Source organism: Paenibacillus sp. N3/727 (assembly GCF_022637315.1).
GTDB lineage: Bacteria > Bacillota > Bacilli > Paenibacillales > Paenibacillaceae > Paenibacillus_AQ > Paenibacillus_AQ uliginis.
Map to the genome: position 1 here is coordinate 3,047,955 of NZ_CP093336.1, position 22,848 is coordinate 3,070,802.

The following is a 22,848-nucleotide window of genomic DNA, read 5'->3' on the forward strand; positions in this document are numbered from 1 at the left end:
TACCAATGTTATCAAAAATATTTTTGCTTTAGATTCTTATTCCATTAAATGGCCCTTTAATGGAATAAGGAACGATTATTGTTTCCCTTCCGACAGCTTTCTATATAATGAAGCCCTAGACACCTTTGTAATTTCACAAATTTGATTTACAGTCATACCTCCTTCTTATATAGCTTTACTGCATAATTCATTCCTGCGTGATTTTTATGATATTTCTTTAACCGACCTTTAAACTTGCCTTCTTTCTTAGTCAGATCAATCCCTTCACGTTGACGCATACGGATAAGATCTCGCTCTAATTGGTTAACACCAGCCATTACTGTAATTAAGAACTGGCTGTATGGATTATCCTCTGATAAATCTAGCCATGAATCCTTGATTGATTTTAAGCTTGCCTTTTTACTTCGTATTATATCAATCAATTCAAATAAATCCTGCGTACTTCGAGTGATCCGAGTTAAGTCTGTAACATAAACAATGTCACCTTCCTGTAAATCCCCTAACCTGCTTGTACCTACACAACATGCGACTAACATCACAACATTTGTAATCGGATTTGGATTATCGTTAAAAAATTTTATGGTAAGTTCATCTACTTCCTGTAAAGGGATCTGAAAAAAAGTTCGGCTGATGATCCCCTCTTAAACTCTTTCTAACAGATAGCAAACAGAGAAGCATCATTGAATTAAAATGCAGCAAAATTAATCATGTTCTTGTACCCTCAATATTTTTATTCGGCCATTCTCATGCATGATCGTACAAATGCCTACAAGATGTACATCTGTTTAGATCATCATCAAATCGGTAATCGGAACAAGTTCGTGTCCTTTACGGCAATGGGTACAAGTTCTTGTCCTCGGCTTGGGACAAGAACTTGTACCCTTAAAGCAAAAAAGCCGCTTTAATAGCGACTTTCAATGGGAGAATGTTCTTGTCCCTCGACATCAACAGTTGTAGAGAGAAAAAATGGACGGGGACCTTTTCCAATCTCCGTCCATTTTGCTACACAAGCCTAAAAGATCTACTTGAAATCTCCACATTAGGATTTAGTTCCTTCAATTGCATTCCATAGTCTTTTTTCATCTGTGAGATATGCAGTGATTCTAAATTAGGAAAGTACTCCTTTAGATGAATTAGATCAACCTGCACTTCGCATAAAATAAAATCAATGTGCTTAACATTCTTAAGCCCACCGATCTCTGTTAGATTCATTTCATTCGGGCAGCTGTTTACTATTAAAGTCTCTATTCCCTCAAAAGTCTTTAACGTACGTAAATCCAGCTTTTTGCAGTCATCTACAACCAGCCTTTTAATCCTCCGGTTATTCCCTGTAAAACGTTCTAGACTACGACAACCTAATACATTTATAGTAGTTAAACCTGATATTGCTGCTGTATTTCCTAATTCTTTAAATTTGCATTTCTTAAATGACAAATTTTCAAAATGAACGTCTTTCCATTCCTCTAAATCAGGCTCCATCGAGCGATAGATGTCTATTGTTTTAAGATACTTGAACCCAGCAATAGCAGTTAAATCCTCTTTTCGCTCTACATAAAGATCAATGCCAGTTACTGTTGTATTAGAAAGCTGAGAGATATCTCTGCGACGATTGGAGTGGGTTCTAATTTTAATATATTCACCTTTAGTAAACGACTCAATCCCATCAAATGATTGAATATGTTGTCCATATACATACAAAATCTTCAGATTAGTAAATGCGCTTACTATACTAAGATTTTTTAAAGAAGAATTATAGTCGATTATCAGTTTTTCAAATTTATCAATGCCTTTCATCCGTTTCAGATGCTCAATCAAAGCCTCACCATCTACTTGTATTTCCGATGGATTGGTTATCCTCAAGCTGTCATATTGCGGTTCTATAGATGCGAGTTGTGCAAATCGAGCCTCATCTACTATTAGCTCTTCTGACATGATGTTCATCCTTTCTGATCAAAGTTATTTGGTGACCCAAATGAAACCTAGTTTCATTTGGGCCATTACTTCACACCACTATATAACTATTTCTGCACCTGGTAGTACGGGGTTGAATAGTCCTGGAACAAAATATCCCCATGCATCCAAATATCCCCAAAGAGCTTCTCCCTCGCCCTTCCAAAAATTGTATTCTTCCTTATCAATATACAATTTATTTCCTTTAGACGGACCTGACTGATAGGTTTTATGATACTTAGTTTTAGAAAACCACCCTGCTTTCGAGTACCCAATAGTAAACACTCCCCCTTCGTCCTGCATATAATAAGGAGCGTATTCATATTGTGATTTTCTCACATCCATAACCATACTATAAAAATCGAATACTCCAAAGACAGAGTTTACTCTATTACCACCTTTTAAAGCTATTTTTACGGAGTTCATATCGAATTTAACTGAATGACGAGCTTTCCAAACAGGTGAATTTTTTTCTGTAGCGGCTTCATCTATATTCTTCAAGTCTATCTTTTGATCTCTATACTTATTAATTACTTGTTGCTCGGCAGCCCTTAATGCTTCATTTCTAGCACTAAAATAGGTGCCTTTACCCGAATTTTTTATGTCAAGTTCAGCATTTACTTCAATAGCTTTTACGGTGGAATCAGGATGTTTAACCATTTGTTTCCATTTATGATTTCCCATTCGTTTCTTAATATCCTGCGCTGTAGATCCTATATATGTTTCATTTTTACCATTGTACGGTCCTTCAATAATATAAATGTAACCAATCAGTACCGGAGCAAATCCAGTTGGATCAATATTAATCAGCGGATTATTCTCCACATAAGTATACCCATTCTGGCTCAACGGATTTCCTAATGTCCCTTTATACGTATCCTCACTTAGTATGTTGCCCTATTCAACTAACGGGCAGATTACGCTCGTTGACCCCAAGTATGGTAAGAAAAAAAGCACCCTCGTGAGGTGCTTAAGCTGACACTGGGTTAAAGCATGCATGCCGAAAGGAATGATTCCGTTCAATGTAAGTGTAAGGCTATCACAACAATAGCTCCATGGCTGCGCGTTCTTTATCCGCAATCTCGAGCAACAGCTTAGACGCATGCACGAGCTCTTGGTGCTCACCTGTTCTTCCTGCATGGTCGATTGAAGCAGAGACGCTAACCCACATTGGAGCGATCTCTGTAAACATACAGTGGGCTTGTTCGATCCTCGGGTCCTCCAGCCGATCAGCACAATCTCTCAAATAATCCCTATACAGATTCCGAAATAAAGCGCCGCCGGTTCCCGCCCGCTCCATTAGCGTCGCGGTAAGACATAAATCATGTTCGAAATTGTTGCTGCGAGAAGGCCACTTCAAGATTTCATTGCTCATTTTAACAATGCCATTATTGCCAATATTCCGAATGGGCGGGTTCAGATAGTCATGCGCATTCATGGTCAAGGATTCGCGTATAGCAGGAACAAGCGGAAGCAATGCGTCGTTTGGCTCGATCGTAAAGGAACGATTCCGGGAGCTCATGGGTCCCTTTGCATTTCTGGCAGCGGCCAAGCTTGTCAAACGCGTCTTCACAAGTCCACCCTGTTGTCTGGTGTCCGCCATGTAGGCGTATTCGTCATCTATACCGTAAAGTACCGCATAGTGACCGGCGAAGTGCACTTTGTTCTTAAAATAATCCAAGTAATAGGCATCTAATTTAAGCCCAACCGGAATGCCGTGTTCGATGCTGCTTCGGACGTTCTGCCACGCCTTATTGACGGACGAGGTTTCTTGATATCTGACGTTCAAGCCGAGTCGTTCGGCGAGATAAGCGGTCAGTTTATCCGGTTTTACCCTTCCTCCGATGAAGGGGAAGTCCATTCCCTTCGAATCCCAGTATATGAATCCAAGCCCTTGCCCGAGTCCGAACAACATCGGCTCAGACAAGCGGACTCCCGCATATTGCATTAAATTGCCCATGGCGGTTGTTTCGCAATGTTCGCCTTGATAAGGAATGAAACCTTCAATAAATTTGACCATGTCTACTTGCCTCCTCCAATAATTCATGTATTAAACGGCTAACGAACGCTTGCTCGCTCTCGATTAAGCTGAATGGATGCAAGAACAATGCCCTTACGTTCAGCGGCAAGCTAGCTCCGCCTTGTGATTCGTACTTCTGTCTTATTTTTATCGAGGCTTGTCCAAGAAAATCCAGTCGTTTCCGTAAAGCAATGACGGCCTCTTCCTTCCCGATATGGGGCAAAGCGGCCAAACCGAGATCGAAGCGGTTGTCACGTTCCCGTGTAGACGACAGACTATCAAGAATTTCATTTCTCAGCTTACGTATACCCACTTCGGTGAGGGCAAACCGGGTCGGCGTTGGCCCCTTGCCGGATTTCTCGTCGGATGTCTCAGGTGAGATCCATCCTTTATCGCTAAGTTTCTTCAATCCTGCATATATCGAAGTTGTACCGATATTCGCCCATTCTTTATAACCTCGCTGCTCGACTAACTTCATAATATCGTATCCGGAAGCTTGACGATGTTCCGCGATCATTTGCAGGAGCATGAATTCGACATTCGATAATGTATGCATAGAGAGACTCCTTATCTTGAGTATTTCATATATGGAATATAACATAGGTGTAATAAAAATTCAAAACCGAATCTGCTAGAAAACTACAGCTTGAGAATGTTCAAATCAGGAACTGACGAACTTCCGAATGTACGGGTCTTGAGGCGGCACTTGAGCTCGCGGCATCGACCGAACATGCCGATCTTTTTTTGTACCCAGGTGATCAACACTACTTCGCGGAAAGCAGTTTGCCGTCGTATGACGCTGACGCGACGGCGTTGCTGTTGCAACGTGTACTTGAATTCCTCAGGCGGTTAAATGACTGAGAGCAAACTCCTGTATGCGGGAAGTCAGTTAAGCTAACGGAGAACGATAGTTAAATATAAAGAGTTTCACATATTAGTCATGTACAATATGTAGAACTCTTTATTTTATCTGACTTTTTTAAAGTTAGCTCTTGATAAACTCAGAAAATATAGTATTAGACTGGAGATAGGGATTAAATTACAGGGCAGAATAACCAAAATGACTTAGTTGGCACGCATAGGTATGACGAAATCGATGCGGATATAGATTTACTTCAAGCTCTCCTCGGCCTGCAAGCCGTTTCAACGCCCACCTGATCGTAGGAATGGCCATTCGTCTACTCGGATGTGTATCGGTTACGAATAAAGCTCTACAGTTGTCTTCACGGCTGGCTGGCTTCAACCGATTAGATTGCTTCGCTAAGTACTCCTTCAGCAGAGTTAAAGTTATCTCGGTTATATCCAGGTCACCGAGTTCCTTCATCAGCATTTTGTGCTGGAGAGCGGATGCTTTCAATGTTTTCGGACTAAATCCTTGGATACGTTTATCAGTCTCATACAGTCGCCACAACTCACTTAAGATCATAACAAAACCTCCTATTAGAGCTATTAAATCTAGTTTGCTTCTAATATTGAATAACTCCCAAAATTGTCTTTCCAATTTAGCCACTAGTTGATATAAATTCATTGATACTAACGAAATCACCCTTTATAACCTCATTTCAATCTCTGAAACAACACCTAACTTATAACTTTCACTTAATATAGGAATGTCGTCAGACATATCATCGTGAAAATAAAATTTCTCGTCATTAAGGACAGTCTCTCTTGCAATGCTCAGTATCTGTGTCTCAGCCTTTAGAGATCCGCCTTTTCTGAAATACTAAAACTTATATCCATCACAGGAAGCTCATTTCCAGCAATCTTAACAAAAGAGTCTGCATCGATCTGAACGTCCACATCGAGAGAAGATAATAAATGTGTCCAGAAATTAACTGCCCTTGTATTCGTTCTAAACATGCCAATGTTATAGTGACCTTTAAATTGTTTAAATATATGCATAGTAGCTTTTTTGGCAATACCAGTCCCTCTGTATTTGGGTAAAACAAAGAGTTCCTGTACCGAATAGTCGATGCCTTCTGAAACATAGGGCGGGGAAACGACTAAGATAAATCCAGCTACATTATTGTCCACAGTAATAAGATAAGGGAACAGTCGATCATCTATGTAATATTGTGGTATATCTTCCATTTCATACTTACCATCGGGACCAACTTCTTCAAGCGAGTACAAGGAGAGCTCACACAAATAATAGTTAAATAAATTTTCGAAAATTGTTTTTTCTGATTCCGTTATTGTTTTGAATTCTATGTTCATTCTATCTCATCCTCCGATTAATATATTGTTTTTTCTATTTCTACTACCTCCATGTGAGCCGGAAAAGTATGAAAATAATAACAATTAGCAACTACCCGATATATATTAAAAACAAATAGAAATAATCTGTTGCACAAAAAAATCACATCAGAAATTAATCCAATGTGACTTTTAAGAATCTATTTTTTTGAATAAACAATTTTTTTAATACTATCGTAGGAAAGACAGAATCGATCCGAGAGTTGATTAATCGTCATACCTTCGGAAAAACTTAAACGGATCTTATTGTTTCTTTGGTTCAAATAATTCCTATTCCCTGAATTTTCTCCCCATTTCTTGCGTACTCCGTCAGGGTTAGGGACATACACAATTCCACCGTGTATATATTTCTGTATCTCCATTAGCAATTCTTCTGGAAAAATGATTTCAGCATTTACATATTTCATGATAGCTCTGCTCCTTAAAATTGTGAAATTTTAAAGGTAGCAAAGTCTATTCTACAAACATTTATTTCCATACAAGAAATGAAGGCGGTAAATATTTTCTGCCCTATACAAACAACCGCCGTTGTTCATAGTTTAGACTTTGCATAGAGCTAATTCTTGATCCTCCCACGTTGACCCTCCTCGTGTTTGTGTCCACTAGGTTACATTACTATAATAGTATATTCGATGCATACTGATAGATTTCCTTTAGGAAATCGTATCTGTATTAAGCTATCCTGCCCGTTAGCTTAATGAACTAAAGCAGTGAAATGTAATTAAATGCTTATCTAATCGGTAATCAGACTAGGTTATTGTCCTTGGCTCGGGACAAGAACTTGTACCGTAAAAACAAAAAAAGCCGCTAATTGCGACTTTCAAAGGGAACATCTACTTTTCCCCCGACACATGTACGTACCGGTTCCGGTCATTTATAACACTCCCTTCACTCTTTCTTTTTTTTGAAGAAATCGAACTTGATCACATAATCAAAGAGAAGGGTGATTGCAACAGCTCCAAGTGGAATCTTTGCGTATGCCCAAGGCGGATTATTTGGAGCTTCACCAGGGGGTGCATCAATTAAAATCTCAAAAAGAACAACACAGTAAATTACGGCCAATACAATACCTGTTACGTTCCTATCTTTTTTACGCATAGCTATTTTTCACCTCCCTTAACATGAACAACCACTGAAAATAAATCCTCTTATGAAAATTCAAAATAATTATATTGCTTTAATTGTATTTAAACCATTTTCAAGCAACAATATGAGTTGGCCATGCCACGAGCATTCCTCCAAATCCATATGGGTAACTATTCCACAATTTATTTTAACACGAAATTGAATTCTACTGCCCGTTGGTCCGCCCCCGCCCCCGCCCCCGCCCCCGCCCCCGCAATGCGGCAGTCGCCGGATTATCGCCGTTTAAGACGGCAAAGTCGTCAGCAGTCTGAATCCAACAGGCGGCGCTTGGCGGAGGTATATTCATCCATGTCGCGGTGCCCATAAAAAACTGTAATCCATAATTGAATTATTCTGCCCGTTAGCTTAATGAATTAAAGCAGTGATAAGTAGTTAAATACTTATCTAATCGGTAATCGGACTATGTTCTTGTCCTTTACGGCAATCGGTACAAGTTCTTGTCCTTTGCTCGGGACAAGAACTTGTACCGATAAAACAAAAAAAACGCTAAAATAGCGACTTTCAATGGGACCATGTTCTTGTCCCTCGACAACGATTTATAATGGATTCACTAGCAGACCTTAAAAGGCTACTCGTTAATAACCTTGATAAATGATCAAAGAAAAGAGCGTGTTTTGGAAAAAAGATTGATCAAAACACGCTCTTAATATTTTCAGTTGACTCATTTTTTTATAAAAAAGTTTGATTATTTTTTTGTTGCTCCACAATTGTTGGTTTAAAATAGAAGCTTTGCATAAAGAAATTAATTCAGTTAAGCCATAGCCATTCACCACAACTAGAGCGTCTCATCCAATTTCTGAATCTTTGAGTGCGAAATTAAATATACATTGCCTAAAATGTCGATTTTGTCTCCCTTTACACGTACAGCGCAATCTTTGTTCGACGCATAAATATTCATTTCTTCCGATAAGGGAGACAGTTCGCCTTGAACCAATGCAATGTTATTTTCAAGATCAAAATGAGACAGGACGGAAAAATCGTCAAGGCCGATTCCGTCGTAAACAGAGCTTATTTCAACTGTATAGCCAAAGTTTTTCGAGCATAACCATTTAGCGGACATGTTGATCGCACCAGCGCTTGCTCCCATCACAACGGCTCTGCTTTTTTTAATCAAATCCGACAATTCATATTCCATCAAAAACTCATTTTGTTTAATAGTATTTCCACCCAACAAGAAAATGACTGAAGCATTTTGAATTAACGTTTGGGCATCTTCCTTCTGTACGCGATAGTTAATTAAATGATATTCATCAAACGTAATGCCGGCCTGGTCAAGCCACGAGCGTTCAGTAGCACCATCATCTTCATAAAAAAATGGATTCGAGCTAATCATAGCAAGCGATTTTCTATCAGTTATATCCTCCTGTAACACCTTGTCCAGATTCTCTGGAAAAAAATTGTTAAACCAACCTAAATAATAGTGAGTTTTCATAAGTACCCCCGTAGCAAAGTGTAAATAACATTAATTTCCTGCGTTACTCATTCTGTTTTCTTGTCACCAACACAAAACTCTCAATATGCCCCGTTTGCGGTGCCAAATGTAATAGATTGCCCTAAGATAAGAGCTATCTAAGGGGAATCGACGTCAAGAACACAACAACGTTAGCCGAAATTACCGAAAACAGAGAAAGGTGAACAATATCATGGATAATCAAAACCCAATTAGGCTTCGCCCGGTAAATCTATATGAAGACTGTAAGCTTGCACTTCAATGGTATCAAGATCTTGAAGTTATTCATTTCTCAGAGGGGCCTGATGTAGGACCATATGATCTAATAACTGTACAAGCCATGTATGAATACCTGAATTCAATTGGAAAATTGTTAATTACTGAGGTTTTTGAAGACGGAGAATCGATGTGTCTGCTTGAATTACCTCCTCGAAATTCCTCAGGCAGACCGAGCGGCGTCAGCCGGAAGCTGGAACACTGTGTTATACGACGCATGCTGCATCTTCGAATAAACTACAAAAGGCTAATCTGTTCTTCTAATTTTCATACAATAAAAACTGATACTCGGATACCGATCATATTCTTCTAATCGTTCTAATTCCATATTCAAATCATCTAATTTGCTTAATAGTTCTTCTTTCTTGTGATACTTATTAAAATCCATATACAAGAATTGTCCATTAGGTTTCATCATTTTACTAATTTTTTCAAATGTTTTTCGGTATACCCCAATCTCATTTAGTGCAGATCCAATCATTGTAACCAAATCATATTCCATTGCAGGAAGCTCGCACCCTAAAAAATCGCTACATATTACAACAGTGGATTCGTGTGACCCTCTCTTCGCTGCCTAAACCCAAATATCTCACATATCTCCCGATCAATATCTATACTCGTTTAATTGGCCGTTTCCTTTCAAAAAGCATCCTAAATAATCATCCCATTTGCCGACTCCAATACCAATATTGCAAGCTTTCATGCCAACAAAGACTTCAAAATTTCTTGATAAAAAGTCTCGTGTTTCAAACTCAAGATACAAACTTCTCGGTGACATATTCCATTGATAAGCTTCCGGTTCCTGCATATTCAAATAATATTTTAGAAGTGTTTGATCATTCATATATACCACCTACTTCGTTAATATATTTTTATAGTTTCCAGCAAGTGTCGTATAACGTCTTATTCACGAACTTCGTAAATAATTTCATATGTAGGGTATTCGTGAAACTTTTGAACTATCCTGCCCGTTAGTTCAATGCTTTTTGCGTAATTTGGATTTGTTGCGTTTCTTTCCTCCACATCCACACGAACATGACATTTTGATTCACCTGCTTAATCAAAATAAATTATGATGTATCGTATGTAATAGCTTGTTCAGGTGCGTGGACAAGGGTTTATGTTAATTGGTTATATATTCCGAAACACTCTAACCAAACGGATTTGGGCATCCGTGAAAAGTTCGGTTTTTTTCGAGGTTACCTCTTCTTCGCCGAACATTCGATTCTATTCGGGAAATGTTGTAATTATCCTTTTTTTCGCCGTCAATTGATTTTGTTTTCCCACTTGTCCATTTTTTTCCTAATTAACTCGTATAATTCCTTATCGTTTTCGGATAATTTGTAAAACATAGCTAAGGCTACTAAAATAACATCAATACATTCTTCTTTTACATCTTCGATTCCTAATTGCTTGTACTTACTTCCGCTTGCTTTTATGTAAGATAGTACAGCTTGAGAGGTTTCGCCAACTTCCTCTGATAGCTTTAATGCCATTTGCTCTAATGTTTTTGGTTCCTTTTCACTGAGTAACTTAATTTCTTTTAGCAGCTGTTCCAATATTTCCGCCTCTTTCTTTGATTATTTCTGAAGTTATTTTAATTTTATTATTGCCATTTATGAATAAATCGGCAGCCATGTTATGCTAACGGGCAGGATATGAAGCCTTGGTCGATCATATGGTCTATCACCATTCTGAGCAAGTTGAATGAGATCAATGACATCACGCATCCTGCCAGAAATCCGTCCCAGGCCTTGATTTCGCGCAGAACAGCAAACAGGGCTTCACGATCAAAGACGTCCACCAGTACAGGCTGAACACCTTCCGAGTGAAGAAATTCCAAATTCCCCGGATTGCGAGTAAGTCCAACCACTACATGTCCCGCCTTAACCAATAGGGGGCCTTCCAAAAGCGCCGCTGGCCCCTGCAATAACAATTTTCATGCATAGATCCTCCCTCTTAGTTTAAACGCTTCTTAGAATAGACGATGTGATACAAGAGCTGTGACAAGAGCGTCAAGCGGACATTTTGCCTTTCAGCGTCTGCCGCTTCCGCCCACGGTAATTGACACCCAGCACGCCGCCAATAATGAACACTGCACCTATGATGTGATAGTAGGCCAGCTGCTCATTCAAGAAGACAACGCCCGCCAATATCGAAACAAGCGTTCCCACATTGACGAACACGCTCATCTGGGAAGCCTCGATTTTGGACAGCACATAATTGGATAACAGCGCGCTGACCAGCGACGACAAAATTCCGATATATAAAATAGCGACTACGAAGCTTCTATTTTTAATCGGCTCGAGCAGCTCAGGCAGTGTGCCATGAGTTGCATGGTTGATGATGGACATTGCATTAAAGCAAATGAATCCTAAAGCCATCATGGCAAAAGTTATTTGGAGCGCCGTAAATTCTGTACTCAGCGACCGGGCCAGCACGCTGTAGACGGCAAGCATAAGCGATGACAGCAGAAGCAGCGCCATGCCTTTCGAATTGGCCACGTTAAGCGATGCTCCTTTCATCATCAAGATATAAACGACCCCGCCGACGGAGGCCAGGACGGACAATTTTTGCAGCCAAGTCGTTCTTTCTTTGAGAAAAAACGCTGCCAGAACCATAGTGAAGATCGGCGAGGAAGCCTGAATAATTCCACCCTCGGACGAACTTGCATACACCAAGCCGAAGGCTTGGAAGGCAAAAAACAACGCCGGATAAAACAGTCCGATAAGCAGAAGGCGCCACACTTTTTTCCCGTGGAGCCCCAATTGAACCCAGCCCGCCGCAACCGGAATCAGGATGGATAAAAATGAGATTGTAAAACGATATGCAAGCGTATCGATCGGATTCGATACGCCGAGCGCCACTTTCGTAAACAGAAAGGAAAAACCAATAATTAACGCGTATAATAGTGCACATAGATAAATAATTTTTCTTTGCGTCATATTTAATCATCGCCTTTGCTTGGATTCATTATCAATGCTAAGAGCCGGCCGGCTAACTGAGTTCAGCATAACCGAAACCGAAACCACTAACTAACTGCTTACAATATTAAAGACAACCTGTACCGGTACAAACATGTACAAAAAGGCGGATCGTCAGAACGTAATCACGAACCGGTGCGGTGTACACTTCGCCATCCGGAATGTTCAGGCCGCCGTCGCATTTTACGGCGCCAAGCTATCCCCTTCCAATCGGCTATAAACCCGAGTCCGGTCAGCAGCAAGCCCGTTCCAATAGCCAACAACACCGTATATACTTCTTTACCGCCGCTTTTTTTGACCCCTTTCTCTCTTACTGAAAGTTTGCGGAAAGCGGGGAGAGTCAGTAAGACAGCCAAGCCAATGAATGGAAGCACCAGACAAAAAACAAATCTCCAGGACAAGTGCTGAGCTAAAAGCCCGGCGATATAAGGGCCGATTAACGCAGGTAAAATATACGCGCTTGAAAATTTTCGTTCTCAGCTTATCAGGATAGCCTAGTATCATTAATTGAGATAGCAAATATTTGAATTCAATGAGTTTCTTGTCGATTTCTGCAATTTCGCCGGACGTTTGGGGTTAAAATCGGAGAAATACTATCACAATAGTGGAAAAGTGGAGAATTGAGTTGAACGTCGATGCCACTACGCTTAGTTTGCAAGCTGTTGGTGCTTAATAGAAAAGGAAATGATATAAAGGGAAGCTTAAGCTGGAAGATAGCTTGAGCTTCCCTTTATTTGTTATAAAGATAAACGCGTGTTCCTATCTGGAAATAAAATTATCTAATCAACGAAAGACGATCATAAGATCGGCTGCCTCAATATTTTCCTATTTAGTTGTTAATTTTAAAGCTTGCTCCTCAGCTTCTTTATAACCTTTTTGTAATACTTCATTTCTGTCCAGAACACCAACTCCTTGTACTCGAATGATTTCATAATCTTCGATTCCAATCAAATGAAACATGGACTTCAAAAATTTATGTGAGTACTCCACTTCGGTATAAAAGTCATTATTGGTGTATATTGATCCACTAGCTTGAATGACAACCACACTTCTTCCATCATTGATAAGACCGACAGACATTCTTCCATTGTCCGCTACAGTCTCGGTATATTTAAACGTTTCCCTTGGAATCATTATATTATCCATATAATCCTTTAGTTTTGAGGGGATATTAAAGTTATGCATTGGATAAACAATTACGTACTTATTAGCACTTTTGAATTGTTTTAATATCTCACTCATGCGGTCTGTTACTTTTTTTTCTTGGCTTGTTAATTCTTTTCCTTCTGCTTGTTTCCCCCATGCGCTAAGTACATTTTTATCTAACAGGGGTACTTCATCTTCGTACAGATTAATTTGTTCAATGACTTCGTCTTTTGAATGATTTTCTTTGTAAACTTTTAAAAAGTAATTAAACACATCCAGACTTGCAGAGGTTTTAGAATCAAAATTTGGGTGTGCATTGATGATAAGTAATTTACTCATGAGTATTTTCCTCCTTGAATGAAACGTACCTAGATTGATTTTTTTATTGTCGATCGTATTAATCGACGATTAACATAATCAATAATATAAATGCTACATAGTCTTTTGTCAAATTCTACAGACAATATTCTAAAGTTAGTTTTGGTAATTTACAAAAAAACACTTAGGGCTTATAATAATTATTTTGATAGCCTTTTTACAGTGAAAGCAGGTGAGTCTATATGCAGTATAGTGTTATGGTTGAATATGCGTTGCATAGCCTTGTTTATTTAATAGACGTACCCGAAGAGGAAAGTATTGGAATAAAAGACCTTTCAGAGTTTCAAGGGCTTTCAGAAACATATCTCTCAAAAGTTTTTGGTAAATTATCAAAGGCTGGTATCGTGAGTTCTACACCTGGTGTAAAGGGTGGTTATAAATTAGCTAAATCCCCCGAAGAAATTTCCTTTTGGGATGTAATAGAAGCAGTTGAAGGAGTAAAACCTATTTTTCAATGTAAAAATATTTTGAAGAATAATCTTATGCATTTAGATAAAGAATGCTCTTCATGTAATTCCGCCAATTCTTCTTGTACAATTAACTTAACTATGCTTGAGGCAGAAGAGTATATGCGTGAGTTTCTTCGTAATAAGACCCTTGCATGGTTAAATGATGAACTTAATCACGTTTTACCAGAAAAATTGCGGACAGATAGCCGAGAATACTTTATAAGAAAAAACACAAACTGACTCATTTTAATAACGTAATTATTAATATAAACAAAGCCCTGAAAATTCTCTGCAAATTTTCAGGGCTTTATATATTTTTTATCAGTTACCAACCTCGACAGCCTGAAATTTTCGGATTATCGGATAGGAAACATGAATAATTTTATGATAGAAAAAGAGTGATCGCATTAACGGTTTCCAATCCTAGTTCAAGATTTGTGTCATTATCCTACAATGTAGGCACATTTGTGCATTTTTTCATGACACAATTTCTCCTACATAAATAACAAAAAGCCTGATCCATCAGGCTTTCTTTACTTTAAATATGTAGGTAACTTTGTGTCATTAGACAAAAGTTGTTTTTTGTCGATTTCTGAAGGTATAACTTGAGTATATCTCATCTTACTGTCATTTAGTTTTTAGCATTAATTGAAGGATTCTATAATCTATTTATTGCATGGTGAGATTAAATTCATAGTTGAAGTCAGCAGCCCAAATCGTCATGGCACTTCTCATTGACGCTAAAGGATTTTGTTTGGATTAGAAAAACAAAATTTGCTTAATGAAGCGTAGCCAAGGATATCAATCAGCACAATTCCATTGCCTTCTTTGTCCGTTCCATTCGGAAAGAATTTGAATTTTTGGTTTTAATTTACCAAACTAAGACTCATGACAATCGGTACAAGTTCTTGTCTCAAGTAAAATTCTAGACTACCTTTCATTCGTCAGATATAATAATCAGTCGCTCCCTTTCTCCTATAATGAGTTGATTTATCTCCCCGTATCGGTGTATTGTTAAAACTTTTAGGTACTAATTCATGTGTAACTATTGAGCTTTGTTTACTCTACTTTAACAAATCAGCAATGAGACTATGTTCTTGTCCTGTGACAAAAGTAGCCATTACTGCCTTCTTTCGAGATGTGTCACATTTCGTAAATCGTGATAATTACAAACAAAAGGAGCCTCACTGGCTCCTTTTGTTCTACGAACATTAAAAAATCCCCGTTTGGGGATTATAATAATTTTTTGCGGTCTTCAATACCTTGGTTATAAATGTTCAATATTGTAGCAAGATCAATTGTTGTGCTCTCTATCCTTGCAACTATTTATTCTTCTGCTTTGCAACTTGCATACCGCCGATGATAAGCATGATAATCCCAATTACTGCTAGAATAATCCGAACTAAGAATGGACTCAATGAAAACACAGTTTCACCTTGCCAGTGCAATCCGAACAACCTTTCATTCAGCCCCACAATCGCCAATAATGGCTTAAGAAACAAACTCAGCGCTAATAATACTATCCCCCAAATAATATTGCTATTCATTGATTCAAAACCTCTTTTCCAATTAAGATAAATGAAGATTAGTTCACAATAAAACGATCTATCATTGCCTTTCTAGAATTTTATCCGATATTGTCAATGTTTGCTTGATAATATCCACAACAGGTCCATAATTCTCTGTAATAAAAAAGTGTCCACCATCTACCGTATGAAAAGTCGCTGCCCCACCTGCATAATATCTCCACTCGCACATGTCATACATTATAGCACTGTGGTCGTTGCGACCATTAATGATTGTAATATCACAAGCGATCTTATCTTTTTTCTCTTGGTGACAATATGTTTCTGATATCTTAAAATCAGCGCGCAATATCGGTAAGAATAAATCAAGCAACTCTTGATTTTCAATAATTTCATGCGTATTGCCCCCATAACTCATAACCGCATGCAAAAATTGCTCGTCTGGCAATCGATGAATTGAAGTTTGGTTCGTTAGTTCAAATGAATGACTATGCTTTTGCCTGAAGCTCCTGCAACCTGCTAGAAATTGCTTCATTGTCAGGAAATATTTCGGCTGCACAGGTCTGAATACGTAAAGCGTCCTCTTTGTAGCCATTCCACGTTAATGCTTCGGTGATACGCATAAATTCAAAATCCACTAGATAATACTTGTCTTGTTCCATTCTATTGATGCGGTGATACTCTTTCATCGCCATCTTTACTCCATTAGATACGGCTAAGTCTGCAACTATGTGTGCCATTGATCGCTTTATTCGGTGTATATTCGAACCAAGAAATAGATCGAGTATCGGATAGGTTACGCTACCCAGCCAGACATAGTCACAATTGGTCATTACAGAAATAGCGATTTTTTCATCAGGAAGTAGAATTAGATCACTTAGAAAACCGGTATCCCATCCGGAATGCGAGACGATCCTGAACCCTTTATATTCTCCCAAAAACCAGCCCAGACCGATCTGTGCATTTTCTTGTCCGTATCGAGTAGCTGCATGAGGCTTCCACATTTCATCATAGCTGCCGGACTGCAAGGCACTATATCCATCCTTTGCAATCCCCTGGTTAAGGTGCATAAGCATATATTGGCTCATGTCTTCAACATTGGTATATAGAGTGGAACTGGATCCATACGCCCTGTTGTAAGGAAAAACATCACTGATATAGCCGCCATATCCATCGGAAGTTTTGAGCACATGAGGTGCGGAAAGATGAGCCTCCACCTCTTGTTTCAAAAAGGAACTTGACTGCATGCCTGACGGTTCCAGAATATGCTTTTTCATATACTGCTCGAAGCTCATTCCGCTAACCTTTGCTATCATGTCTCCCAAAATCTCGTAAGCTATATTGCTATAAGCAAACGTAAAACCAGGCTCGCTCAATAGCTTGTGATGACGGATACTTTTTACATATCTTTCAAGACTTAGCTCATCGTATTCGGGCCGGTCCCATGCATAATCTTCTTCATCTGGCATGCCCGATGTATGGTTCAAAAGCTGCCTTATCGTAATATGTAGATACCGCTCGTCCTCCAACTTAAAGTAGGGAAGGTACTTCGTGATCGGTGAATCCAGATCAACTATTCCACGCTCAACCAATTGCATAATGGCTGTAACAACAAATGTTTTTGAGACGGAGCTTGGTGAAACAAAGTGCTACGATCAACCGGATCACCAGTCGATAGATTGGCTTTTCCATATTCACCAGTGAAGATAATATTGTTGTCCTTCACTATTCCGACGGCTAATGCCGGAAACGGTCCATTTTCAAGAAAATCGGTTAACATGTCGTGCAACGGACTCTCAGCTTTCTGATATTTGTACATTTTGTCCCCCCAGATATCCAGCATCAGCATTCCATGTGATCACTATATCATTTCCTACACTAACATAAAATGGATAAGTTCATTTAAACTAAACTGCCCATTAGTCAAGGATTAAATTATCCTGCCCTTTAGTGTAACAAAGGGAGCCGATCACAATGAGCAGCTGCCTTCTTATTTTGATTAAGCTATCGTTCCCCGTTAGCTCAATTCCGAAATCCCTCGGGCAGACCGAGGGGCGATAGCCCCAATGCTTGAATATGGTGTTAGCTGATGGATACGCCATCTAGGAAACACTAATATCTCTTTTACTTAATTTCTTAAATGCCGAGTAATCCTTATCGGACTTAATAAAACTTAATATCTTTTCGGCACATTCTATTGGATTCAACTCTTCAGTATTTACTTCAAGGTCATATTCATTAAAGCAATATACTGTGTTGAACTGGGAATTTGCTAGTCCAATCTTTCGATCTCCTCTTATTTGCTCTCTTCTTATGAGTTCTTCTTTCGAGCATATTACACCTACAAATAATGTAGGATGATCAAAAAGTACATCAAGATAATCATTAAACCGCTTGTCATTGTCGATTACGGTATCGACGATTACATTCAAACCCATTTCTGAAAACAGTTTAATTGTCGAATAGTACATTGAGATTATGGGATCAAAAATTATTTGTGCAATACCTTGATCATCTAATTCTCTTGTAGGTTTAAGATCTGGAAATTTATTATCAATAAAATCATTGAAATTATAAAAAAAATCATCTATTGATAAATGATGAAAAAGAATCTCTTTCTGATTGATCAGTTCCATAGAAATACTAGTCTTTCCTGAACTTGAAGTTCCGTTCATCAACACAATGAGTCCTTGCTTCAAACGAATCACCCTCACATATAAGATTTGCGTATCTTTCAGATAATGTTATATTCACAAAGTTCATAAAATTATCCAACTCAGAAAATATTCGAGAAACGATTGAACTATCCTGCCCGTTAGCTTAAAAAGGCAACTGATCGCTCTTGACCAGCTGCCTTCTCTTCTTTATTCAACTATCGTGTCCCGTTAGCTCATTCTTTAGGAAATTGGCCAGCTTTCAGCAACGCTTGTAAATTAAACAGAAAAATCTTCAAGAATTTCAACTACCTCGATTATTCCATTAATTAAAAGCTCAGGAAGTTCATTTATAACATTTCCCTTCCAATATGCCCTAGCTTGCTCGATTTTTAAGGAGAAGGAAACCCCATCTTCTTTCGGTAAAAGGTTTCCATCGCCCTCAAAGAAACTCTCTACAACCCTCAGTTTGACAAGTTGTAAAACTTTTCGATTGTATGAATCAAATATATTTTTCCATTTCAATGCGTCTTCATAGCTTTTAGCAGCGTATAAACAGGACAATCTTGAAGGGTATTCAGGATATTCTTGTAGTCTTACCACTTCAACTATAACTTCTCTAATAGCTCTAATTGTCTGCCCTACATAACTACCAAGGCATCTCCCCCATCCTTATATATACTTATTTTACCATGATAAAATCAGCTTAACTACTACGCTAAACTGCCCGTTAGTTTAATAAAAGGGCGTCTAATCATCTTTATTAGACGCCATTAGTGACATCATATCGGGAATGTAACAAAGTTCTTGTCATCAGTCGGGAATGTTATCAAGTTCTTGTCATTGTGTTTTGACAAGAACTTAATAACATAAATATAAAAAGACGCATAATCAGCGGTTTCTAATGTTACAATGTTTTTGTCACCCGACAACTAATAAAAAAAACGCTCCAATCTATTAAAGACGCTCCAGGAGCGAGTCTAGAGCGTCTTCTTGCCGTGCCAAAGGCTACTTGTACTACACATCACAAAAACGGCTTAACACCTGAATGATTTGTTCCTTACTCATCGGGGCATCATGCCCTGGAACATACGTAGTAAATGAAAGCTCTTTTAAAAATTCAACATATGCTCTCATTTTAATGGGATCAATCTTGCCTTCCCCATGATAGTAATCTCCACTATGTGCATCACCTGCAAATAAAATTCCGTCTTCTTTTAAATATACAACACAAGAATCTTCCTCATGCGGTCCGCCTACCTTTAGCATCTGGCAAGTGGTACCCCCCAAGTCCAGCGTTAAAGAATTCTCAAACATAATCGAGCCAGTACTAACTACAATATCATCAAACGTGTCGTATTCTTTTTTCATACAGTTATAGGCAAATTCTATTTCTTCTTTTGTCTCCAAGCGATTTAAAACAGATTCTTCATCCCATTCCCAGATTTTCAATCGCTGAAGTACCTCATTCGTCGCTGATGACATTATGGTTTCTCCATCAAACGCATGCATTCCAAATGTATGATCCCAATGCCAGTGGGTGATCAAAGCATATTTGGGACGTGGCAGGTCCTGATCATCCAGACACTTTATAAATGCATCGAAATGCGATTTAGAGTTGCCACAGTCAATCATAATGGAGAAGTTTTTTCCTGAAACATATCCTAGAACAGGTCTGTCTGTTTCTCTGACACTTTCGGAATAATACGTAGATTCATTTAATTTTTTCAGTTCCATAATATAGATTTCCCTCCTTTATGATACAGACTAAGCATGTAGTATACCAAATCACTCATGCCAAAAAGAAAAAAATGAATTACAAAATTAAATAAGGGGCAGGATCACCGGCATACGATTATGGATGTCCTCTCATTGCAACACAAAGCCATTTTTTAAGAGACTCGGAACTCCCAATATATCCCATTGATTTACGTTAAAAACCGCAGCAAGATATATAAGCATCTGGGCCAAACGAATGACAGCAGGTCGATGTGGGGCTGTTGCCTTCGTATTATTCATTAGAATTACGCTCCTCTCCTTCTCCAATTGTTCACAGCTTTTTCCGCATACAAATACTGTTTTCGTTTCCAACATAAGGTCCATAGTTACTGATCGTTTCATATCCTGCTGATGTGAGCTCTTTCCAAACTTTATCTCAAAAATCGGCTTACTTTGATATCCATCTAATCGGTAATCGGATCATGTTCCTGTCCATTTCGGCAATCGGGACAAGTTCATGTCCTTGGCTCGGTACAAGAACTTGTACCGATAAAACATAAAAGCCGCTAAAATAGCGGCTTTCAAAGGGACTATGTTCTTGTCCCTCGATAGGAGTCTTCCCAAATTGATAAGGAAAACTCCGGCTGTCTTCTCTAATTCTTAGGAGGTATACTCCTGATTATTCAAATAACCATCGTTCCCCGAAACCATTGCCGTATGGTCCAGGGCTCTGGTCATGAATGTTGTTAACTGTTTTGACCCCTCTATACCAGGCTACTTTCGAGTTTCCCTCTACTTCATAAGTCACCTTATAAATTACATTATTTCTATTGCTTTCATTCTTAAAAGGTGACAAGTCACTATCTACTTTATCAATTTCGGTTATAACTCCTTCTTTTTCATTAATTACTCTTGTAATTTCTGCTTTATGTTTGTAATCCAAAACCAACAAAGATGCTATTAAGGTTATAGATATAAAAACAACAAATCCTATTACGATTATCATAAAAACTTTAATTTTTTTATTTATGTTCATCACCTCTTACTAAACAATTACCACCCATTGCCATTCAAACGTTGACTTCCAAGGGTATTTATATTCCCCCACTTCTTTGAACAATTGTTTATACCACTCTGGGCTATGGGGTGCTACCCATTCGGGGTATTTCATTGGGTCAAAAAGTATTTTTTGCATACCATCTGACATCTTAATCCCCCGTATTTGAGGTTAATCTTAAATATCTCTTTCCTTTCCTTAATTATTTTCTGGAATTTTGTAGGAAATCCTTCTGTTGTTTCAAGTATAATTAATTCAGCATTCCTACCCAATACTTCAAAGGTACGTAGCTTTCCGCCACGCTCTACTGCCCGTTAGCACAACGACGGCAACCGATCATTTTGGCCGGCTGCCGTCGTGTCATGATTGAGCTATCGTTTCCCGTTAGTTCAATGAACTCGGTTTTTCAATAGAAAATATCCCTTGTTCGGAACCAAATCTCTGGACTTTCCTTTCTAACTTCATTCCTAATCGCTCTAAGAGATTACATGAACTAACATTGGCTGTCTGAGTTTCAGCCAAAAGTTTAACAATTCCCATCTCCTCGAAGGCATACTTAATAACGCGGTTTATTACTTCAGTTGCGAATCCTGTTAAATTCTTCTGTTTTCATTATTACTTCAACTTATCCGCCCGTTATTTCAATGAAAAATGGCCGACGATTTCTGGCCAGCTGCCGTCTTGTCTTTATTCAACTATCGTGTTCCGTTAGTTTAACCCCATACTCAATTTACCGTGGTTTCGTATTCTCCATTAAGCTTTCAAGCGCTTTACATCCTGTCTAGGTGGGAAGCCAAACATTCGGGAATACTCGCGGCTAAATTGTGAGGAACTTTCATACCCTACTCGAAATGCCACATCAGTGGCATCTGCTGATTCGGTTATTAATAGGCGACGGGCTTCCCGAAGCCTCAATTCTTTTTGGAACTGAATGGGGCTCATTGCGGTTACCTCTTTGAAGTGCCTATGTAGCGACGAGACACTCATATTCACTTTTTCCGCAAGCTCCTCAATCCGAAATGACTTATCATAGTTATTCGTGATATGCTCGATAACGTTTTTTATTTGATGAGCAGAGCTACCCTCTATTGCAATTTGTTTGAGCCTAACCCCATGCTGACCTTGCAGAACCCTATATAGAATTTCCTTCGTAAACAACGTCGCAAGTATTGGAATATCTTTCGGGTTGTCAAGCAAACTAGCTAACCTGATGACTGCATCCAACAAAGGCAGCTCCATCCGGCTAACAAACATACCTCGCTTTGCATTTTCTTTCGGTCCCACTCGGATTTCAGAATCACGTAAAACCTCTAAAATTTGTTTCGCTGTAAATTCAAGTTTAAAACCCAAATACGGAACGTCGGGAGAAGCTTCGGTGACTTGAGCAGTAACCGGCAAGTTGACGGATGCAATAAGGTAATCTGCAGGATTGTACTTGAAGTGTTCCTGTCCCAACCAGACCTCCTTCGCCCCTTGAACCACAATGCAAAAGGAAGATTTGTATACTCCATGGCGTGGCACGGATGCATTAGATTCACGTATGAAAAATAATGACGGAATGGCAGTAGCGTGAACGCCATCGTTTTCTGCATAACGTTTAATAATTTTGGCAAGTTCATTTTGTTGATTAGTGATTATTCCAAACATTTGATCCTCCCGGTTCCGTCATTCTTTATAGTTCGATTATAGTCTATATTTATCTGTTAAATAAGTGGTAGTGAGAGGATTAGGCAAACATTTGACACGAATGGGATAACGATCGCTTTGTCATCTGGTGCATAATAAGGATGTGAAAAGGTGGATGTTATGGATATGTATGAGTAGATTAGCACATAAT

At 38.8% G+C, this 22,848-nt stretch carries 29 protein-coding genes and 3 pseudogenes; 3 read left to right on the forward strand and 29 right to left on the reverse strand.

Annotated elements, in window-relative coordinates; genetic code table 11:
- Positions 1 to 75: 75 nt before the first annotated feature.
- The 5 genes and pseudogenes from MNQ98_RS13935 to MNQ98_RS13955 all read right to left on the reverse strand — a co-directional run.
- Positions 76 to 503: pseudogene (locus MNQ98_RS13935) on the reverse strand (recombinase family protein); the annotation flags it as partial.
- A 499-nt stretch (positions 504 to 1,002) separates the two neighbouring features.
- Positions 1,003 to 1,932, reverse strand: coding sequence for a hypothetical protein (locus tag MNQ98_RS13940; RefSeq protein ID WP_241933699.1), 930 nt, complete (start codon positions 1,930 to 1,932; stop codon positions 1,003 to 1,005).
- Positions 1,933 to 2,010: 78 nt separating this feature from the next.
- Complete coding sequence (locus tag MNQ98_RS13945; RefSeq protein ID WP_241933700.1) at positions 2,011 to 2,775, reverse strand: GIY-YIG nuclease family protein; 765 nt, start codon at positions 2,773 to 2,775, stop codon at positions 2,011 to 2,013.
- 214 nt (positions 2,776 to 2,989) lie between these two features.
- Positions 2,990 to 3,970: a BtrH N-terminal domain-containing protein gene (locus MNQ98_RS13950; protein ID WP_241933701.1), complete on the reverse strand. Its 981-nt coding sequence runs from the start codon at positions 3,968 to 3,970 to the stop codon at positions 2,990 to 2,992.
- The gene (locus MNQ98_RS13955) at positions 3,954 to 4,526 is read right to left on the reverse strand and encodes a PadR family transcriptional regulator (protein WP_241933702.1); all 573 of its coding nucleotides are present in this window, start codon (positions 4,524 to 4,526) and stop codon (positions 3,954 to 3,956) included. Before MNQ98_RS13955 ends, MNQ98_RS13950 begins: the two co-directional genes overlap by 17 nt.
- Positions 4,527 to 4,714: 188 nt before the next feature.
- Between MNQ98_RS13955 and MNQ98_RS13960 the strand changes: the two genes are divergently transcribed.
- Positions 4,715 to 4,831 (forward strand): dienelactone hydrolase family protein, encoded by a 117-nt coding sequence (locus MNQ98_RS13960; RefSeq protein ID WP_241933703.1) that lies wholly within the window; start codon positions 4,715 to 4,717, stop codon positions 4,829 to 4,831.
- A gap of 178 nt (positions 4,832 to 5,009) precedes the next feature.
- Here the strand turns inward: MNQ98_RS13960 and MNQ98_RS13965 are convergent, their stop codons facing one another.
- From MNQ98_RS13965 to MNQ98_RS13990, 6 genes are all read right to left on the reverse strand, one after another.
- Complete coding sequence (locus tag MNQ98_RS13965) at positions 5,010 to 5,396, reverse strand: site-specific integrase (protein WP_241933704.1); 387 nt, start codon at positions 5,394 to 5,396, stop codon at positions 5,010 to 5,012.
- A gap of 272 nt (positions 5,397 to 5,668) precedes the next feature.
- Positions 5,669 to 6,187, reverse strand: coding sequence for a GNAT family N-acetyltransferase (locus MNQ98_RS13970; RefSeq protein ID WP_241933705.1), 519 nt, complete (start codon positions 6,185 to 6,187; stop codon positions 5,669 to 5,671).
- A 179-nt stretch (positions 6,188 to 6,366) separates the two neighbouring features.
- Positions 6,367 to 6,633, reverse strand: coding sequence for a CD3324 family protein (locus MNQ98_RS13975; protein ID WP_241933706.1), 267 nt, complete (start codon positions 6,631 to 6,633; stop codon positions 6,367 to 6,369).
- Positions 6,634 to 7,114: 481 nt separating this feature from the next.
- On the reverse strand, positions 7,115 to 7,324 hold the full coding sequence (locus tag MNQ98_RS13980) for a hypothetical protein (RefSeq protein WP_241933707.1): 210 nt from the start codon (positions 7,322 to 7,324) through the stop codon (positions 7,115 to 7,117).
- Positions 7,325 to 7,517: 193 nt separating this feature from the next.
- The gene (locus MNQ98_RS13985) at positions 7,518 to 7,676 is read right to left on the reverse strand and encodes a hypothetical protein (RefSeq protein ID WP_241933708.1); all 159 of its coding nucleotides are present in this window, start codon (positions 7,674 to 7,676) and stop codon (positions 7,518 to 7,520) included.
- Between the two features lie 471 nt (positions 7,677 to 8,147).
- Complete coding sequence (locus tag MNQ98_RS13990) at positions 8,148 to 8,804, reverse strand: Type 1 glutamine amidotransferase-like domain-containing protein (RefSeq protein WP_241933709.1); 657 nt, start codon at positions 8,802 to 8,804, stop codon at positions 8,148 to 8,150.
- A 211-nt stretch (positions 8,805 to 9,015) separates the two neighbouring features.
- Here MNQ98_RS13990 and MNQ98_RS13995 point away from each other — a divergent pair, with 211 nt between their 5' ends.
- Positions 9,016 to 9,411 carry a hypothetical protein gene (locus MNQ98_RS13995; protein ID WP_241933710.1) on the forward strand — a complete coding sequence of 132 codons (396 nt, stop codon included), beginning with the start codon at positions 9,016 to 9,018 and terminating at the stop codon, positions 9,409 to 9,411.
- Between the two features lie 291 nt (positions 9,412 to 9,702).
- Here the strand turns inward: MNQ98_RS13995 and MNQ98_RS14000 are convergent, their stop codons facing one another.
- The 6 genes and pseudogenes from MNQ98_RS14000 to MNQ98_RS14025 form a co-directional block, all read right to left on the reverse strand.
- Entirely contained in the window at positions 9,703 to 9,942 is a 240-nt protein-coding gene (locus tag MNQ98_RS14000) for a hypothetical protein (RefSeq protein WP_241933711.1), read from the reverse strand.
- 421 nt (positions 9,943 to 10,363) lie between these two features.
- Entirely contained in the window at positions 10,364 to 10,657 is a 294-nt protein-coding gene (locus MNQ98_RS14005; protein WP_208914052.1) for a MazG-like family protein, read from the reverse strand.
- Between the two features lie 80 nt (positions 10,658 to 10,737).
- The gene (locus MNQ98_RS14010) at positions 10,738 to 10,992 is read right to left on the reverse strand and encodes an SDR family oxidoreductase (protein WP_241933712.1); all 255 of its coding nucleotides are present in this window, start codon (positions 10,990 to 10,992) and stop codon (positions 10,738 to 10,740) included.
- Positions 10,993 to 11,113: 121 nt separating this feature from the next.
- Complete coding sequence (locus tag MNQ98_RS14015) at positions 11,114 to 12,043, reverse strand: DMT family transporter (RefSeq protein ID WP_241933713.1); 930 nt, start codon at positions 12,041 to 12,043, stop codon at positions 11,114 to 11,116.
- A 233-nt stretch (positions 12,044 to 12,276) separates the two neighbouring features.
- Positions 12,277 to 12,580: pseudogene (locus MNQ98_RS29885) on the reverse strand (MFS transporter); the annotation flags it as partial.
- A 327-nt stretch (positions 12,581 to 12,907) separates the two neighbouring features.
- Positions 12,908 to 13,567 carry an FMN-dependent NADH-azoreductase gene (locus tag MNQ98_RS14025; RefSeq protein ID WP_241933714.1) on the reverse strand — a complete coding sequence of 220 codons (660 nt, stop codon included), beginning with the start codon at positions 13,565 to 13,567 and terminating at the stop codon, positions 12,908 to 12,910.
- A 221-nt stretch (positions 13,568 to 13,788) separates the two neighbouring features.
- On the opposite strand from MNQ98_RS14025, the gene MNQ98_RS14030 reads away from it, so the two are divergent.
- On the forward strand, positions 13,789 to 14,295 hold the full coding sequence (locus MNQ98_RS14030) for an RrF2 family transcriptional regulator (protein WP_208914048.1): 507 nt from the start codon (positions 13,789 to 13,791) through the stop codon (positions 14,293 to 14,295).
- A 1,082-nt stretch (positions 14,296 to 15,377) separates the two neighbouring features.
- Here MNQ98_RS14030 and MNQ98_RS14035 read toward each other — a convergent pair.
- The 12 genes and pseudogenes from MNQ98_RS14035 to MNQ98_RS14090 form a co-directional block, all read right to left on the reverse strand.
- Positions 15,378 to 15,602 carry a hypothetical protein gene (locus MNQ98_RS14035; protein ID WP_044876916.1) on the reverse strand — a complete coding sequence of 75 codons (225 nt, stop codon included), beginning with the start codon at positions 15,600 to 15,602 and terminating at the stop codon, positions 15,378 to 15,380.
- Positions 15,603 to 15,663: 61 nt separating this feature from the next.
- Positions 15,664 to 16,011, reverse strand: coding sequence for a thioesterase II family protein (locus tag MNQ98_RS14040; RefSeq protein WP_241933715.1), 348 nt, complete (start codon positions 16,009 to 16,011; stop codon positions 15,664 to 15,666).
- Between the two features lie 58 nt (positions 16,012 to 16,069).
- Positions 16,070 to 17,179, reverse strand: a complete 1,110-nt coding sequence (locus MNQ98_RS14045) for a serine hydrolase domain-containing protein (RefSeq protein WP_241933716.1) — start codon at positions 17,177 to 17,179, stop codon at positions 16,070 to 16,072.
- Positions 17,155 to 17,400 carry a hypothetical protein gene (locus MNQ98_RS14050; RefSeq protein WP_241933717.1) on the reverse strand — a complete coding sequence of 82 codons (246 nt, stop codon included), beginning with the start codon at positions 17,398 to 17,400 and terminating at the stop codon, positions 17,155 to 17,157. Before MNQ98_RS14050 ends, MNQ98_RS14045 begins: the two co-directional genes overlap by 25 nt.
- Positions 17,401 to 17,683: 283 nt before the next feature.
- Positions 17,684 to 18,280, reverse strand: a complete 597-nt coding sequence (locus MNQ98_RS14055; RefSeq protein WP_241933718.1) for a chloramphenicol phosphotransferase CPT family protein — start codon at positions 18,278 to 18,280, stop codon at positions 17,684 to 17,686.
- Positions 18,281 to 18,514: 234 nt separating this feature from the next.
- A pseudogene (locus MNQ98_RS14060) lies at positions 18,515 to 18,886 on the reverse strand (DUF2441 domain-containing protein); the annotation flags it as partial.
- 366 nt (positions 18,887 to 19,252) lie between these two features.
- Positions 19,253 to 19,972 carry an MBL fold metallo-hydrolase gene (locus tag MNQ98_RS14065; protein ID WP_241933719.1) on the reverse strand — a complete coding sequence of 240 codons (720 nt, stop codon included), beginning with the start codon at positions 19,970 to 19,972 and terminating at the stop codon, positions 19,253 to 19,255.
- 132 nt (positions 19,973 to 20,104) lie between these two features.
- Positions 20,105 to 20,254: a hypothetical protein gene (locus tag MNQ98_RS14070; protein ID WP_241933720.1), complete on the reverse strand. Its 150-nt coding sequence runs from the start codon at positions 20,252 to 20,254 to the stop codon at positions 20,105 to 20,107.
- 379 nt (positions 20,255 to 20,633) lie between these two features.
- On the reverse strand, positions 20,634 to 20,990 hold the full coding sequence (locus tag MNQ98_RS14075; protein ID WP_241933685.1) for a hypothetical protein: 357 nt from the start codon (positions 20,988 to 20,990) through the stop codon (positions 20,634 to 20,636).
- Positions 20,991 to 20,999: 9 nt separating this feature from the next.
- Positions 21,000 to 21,161: a hypothetical protein gene (locus MNQ98_RS14080; RefSeq protein WP_241933721.1), complete on the reverse strand. Its 162-nt coding sequence runs from the start codon at positions 21,159 to 21,161 to the stop codon at positions 21,000 to 21,002.
- A 234-nt stretch (positions 21,162 to 21,395) separates the two neighbouring features.
- The gene (locus MNQ98_RS14085; protein ID WP_241933722.1) at positions 21,396 to 21,551 is read right to left on the reverse strand and encodes a GNAT family N-acetyltransferase; all 156 of its coding nucleotides are present in this window, start codon (positions 21,549 to 21,551) and stop codon (positions 21,396 to 21,398) included.
- A 213-nt stretch (positions 21,552 to 21,764) separates the two neighbouring features.
- Positions 21,765 to 22,658 (reverse strand): AraC family transcriptional regulator, encoded by an 894-nt coding sequence (locus MNQ98_RS14090; protein ID WP_241933723.1) that lies wholly within the window; start codon positions 22,656 to 22,658, stop codon positions 21,765 to 21,767.
- Between the last annotated feature and the right edge of the window lie 190 nt (positions 22,659 to 22,848).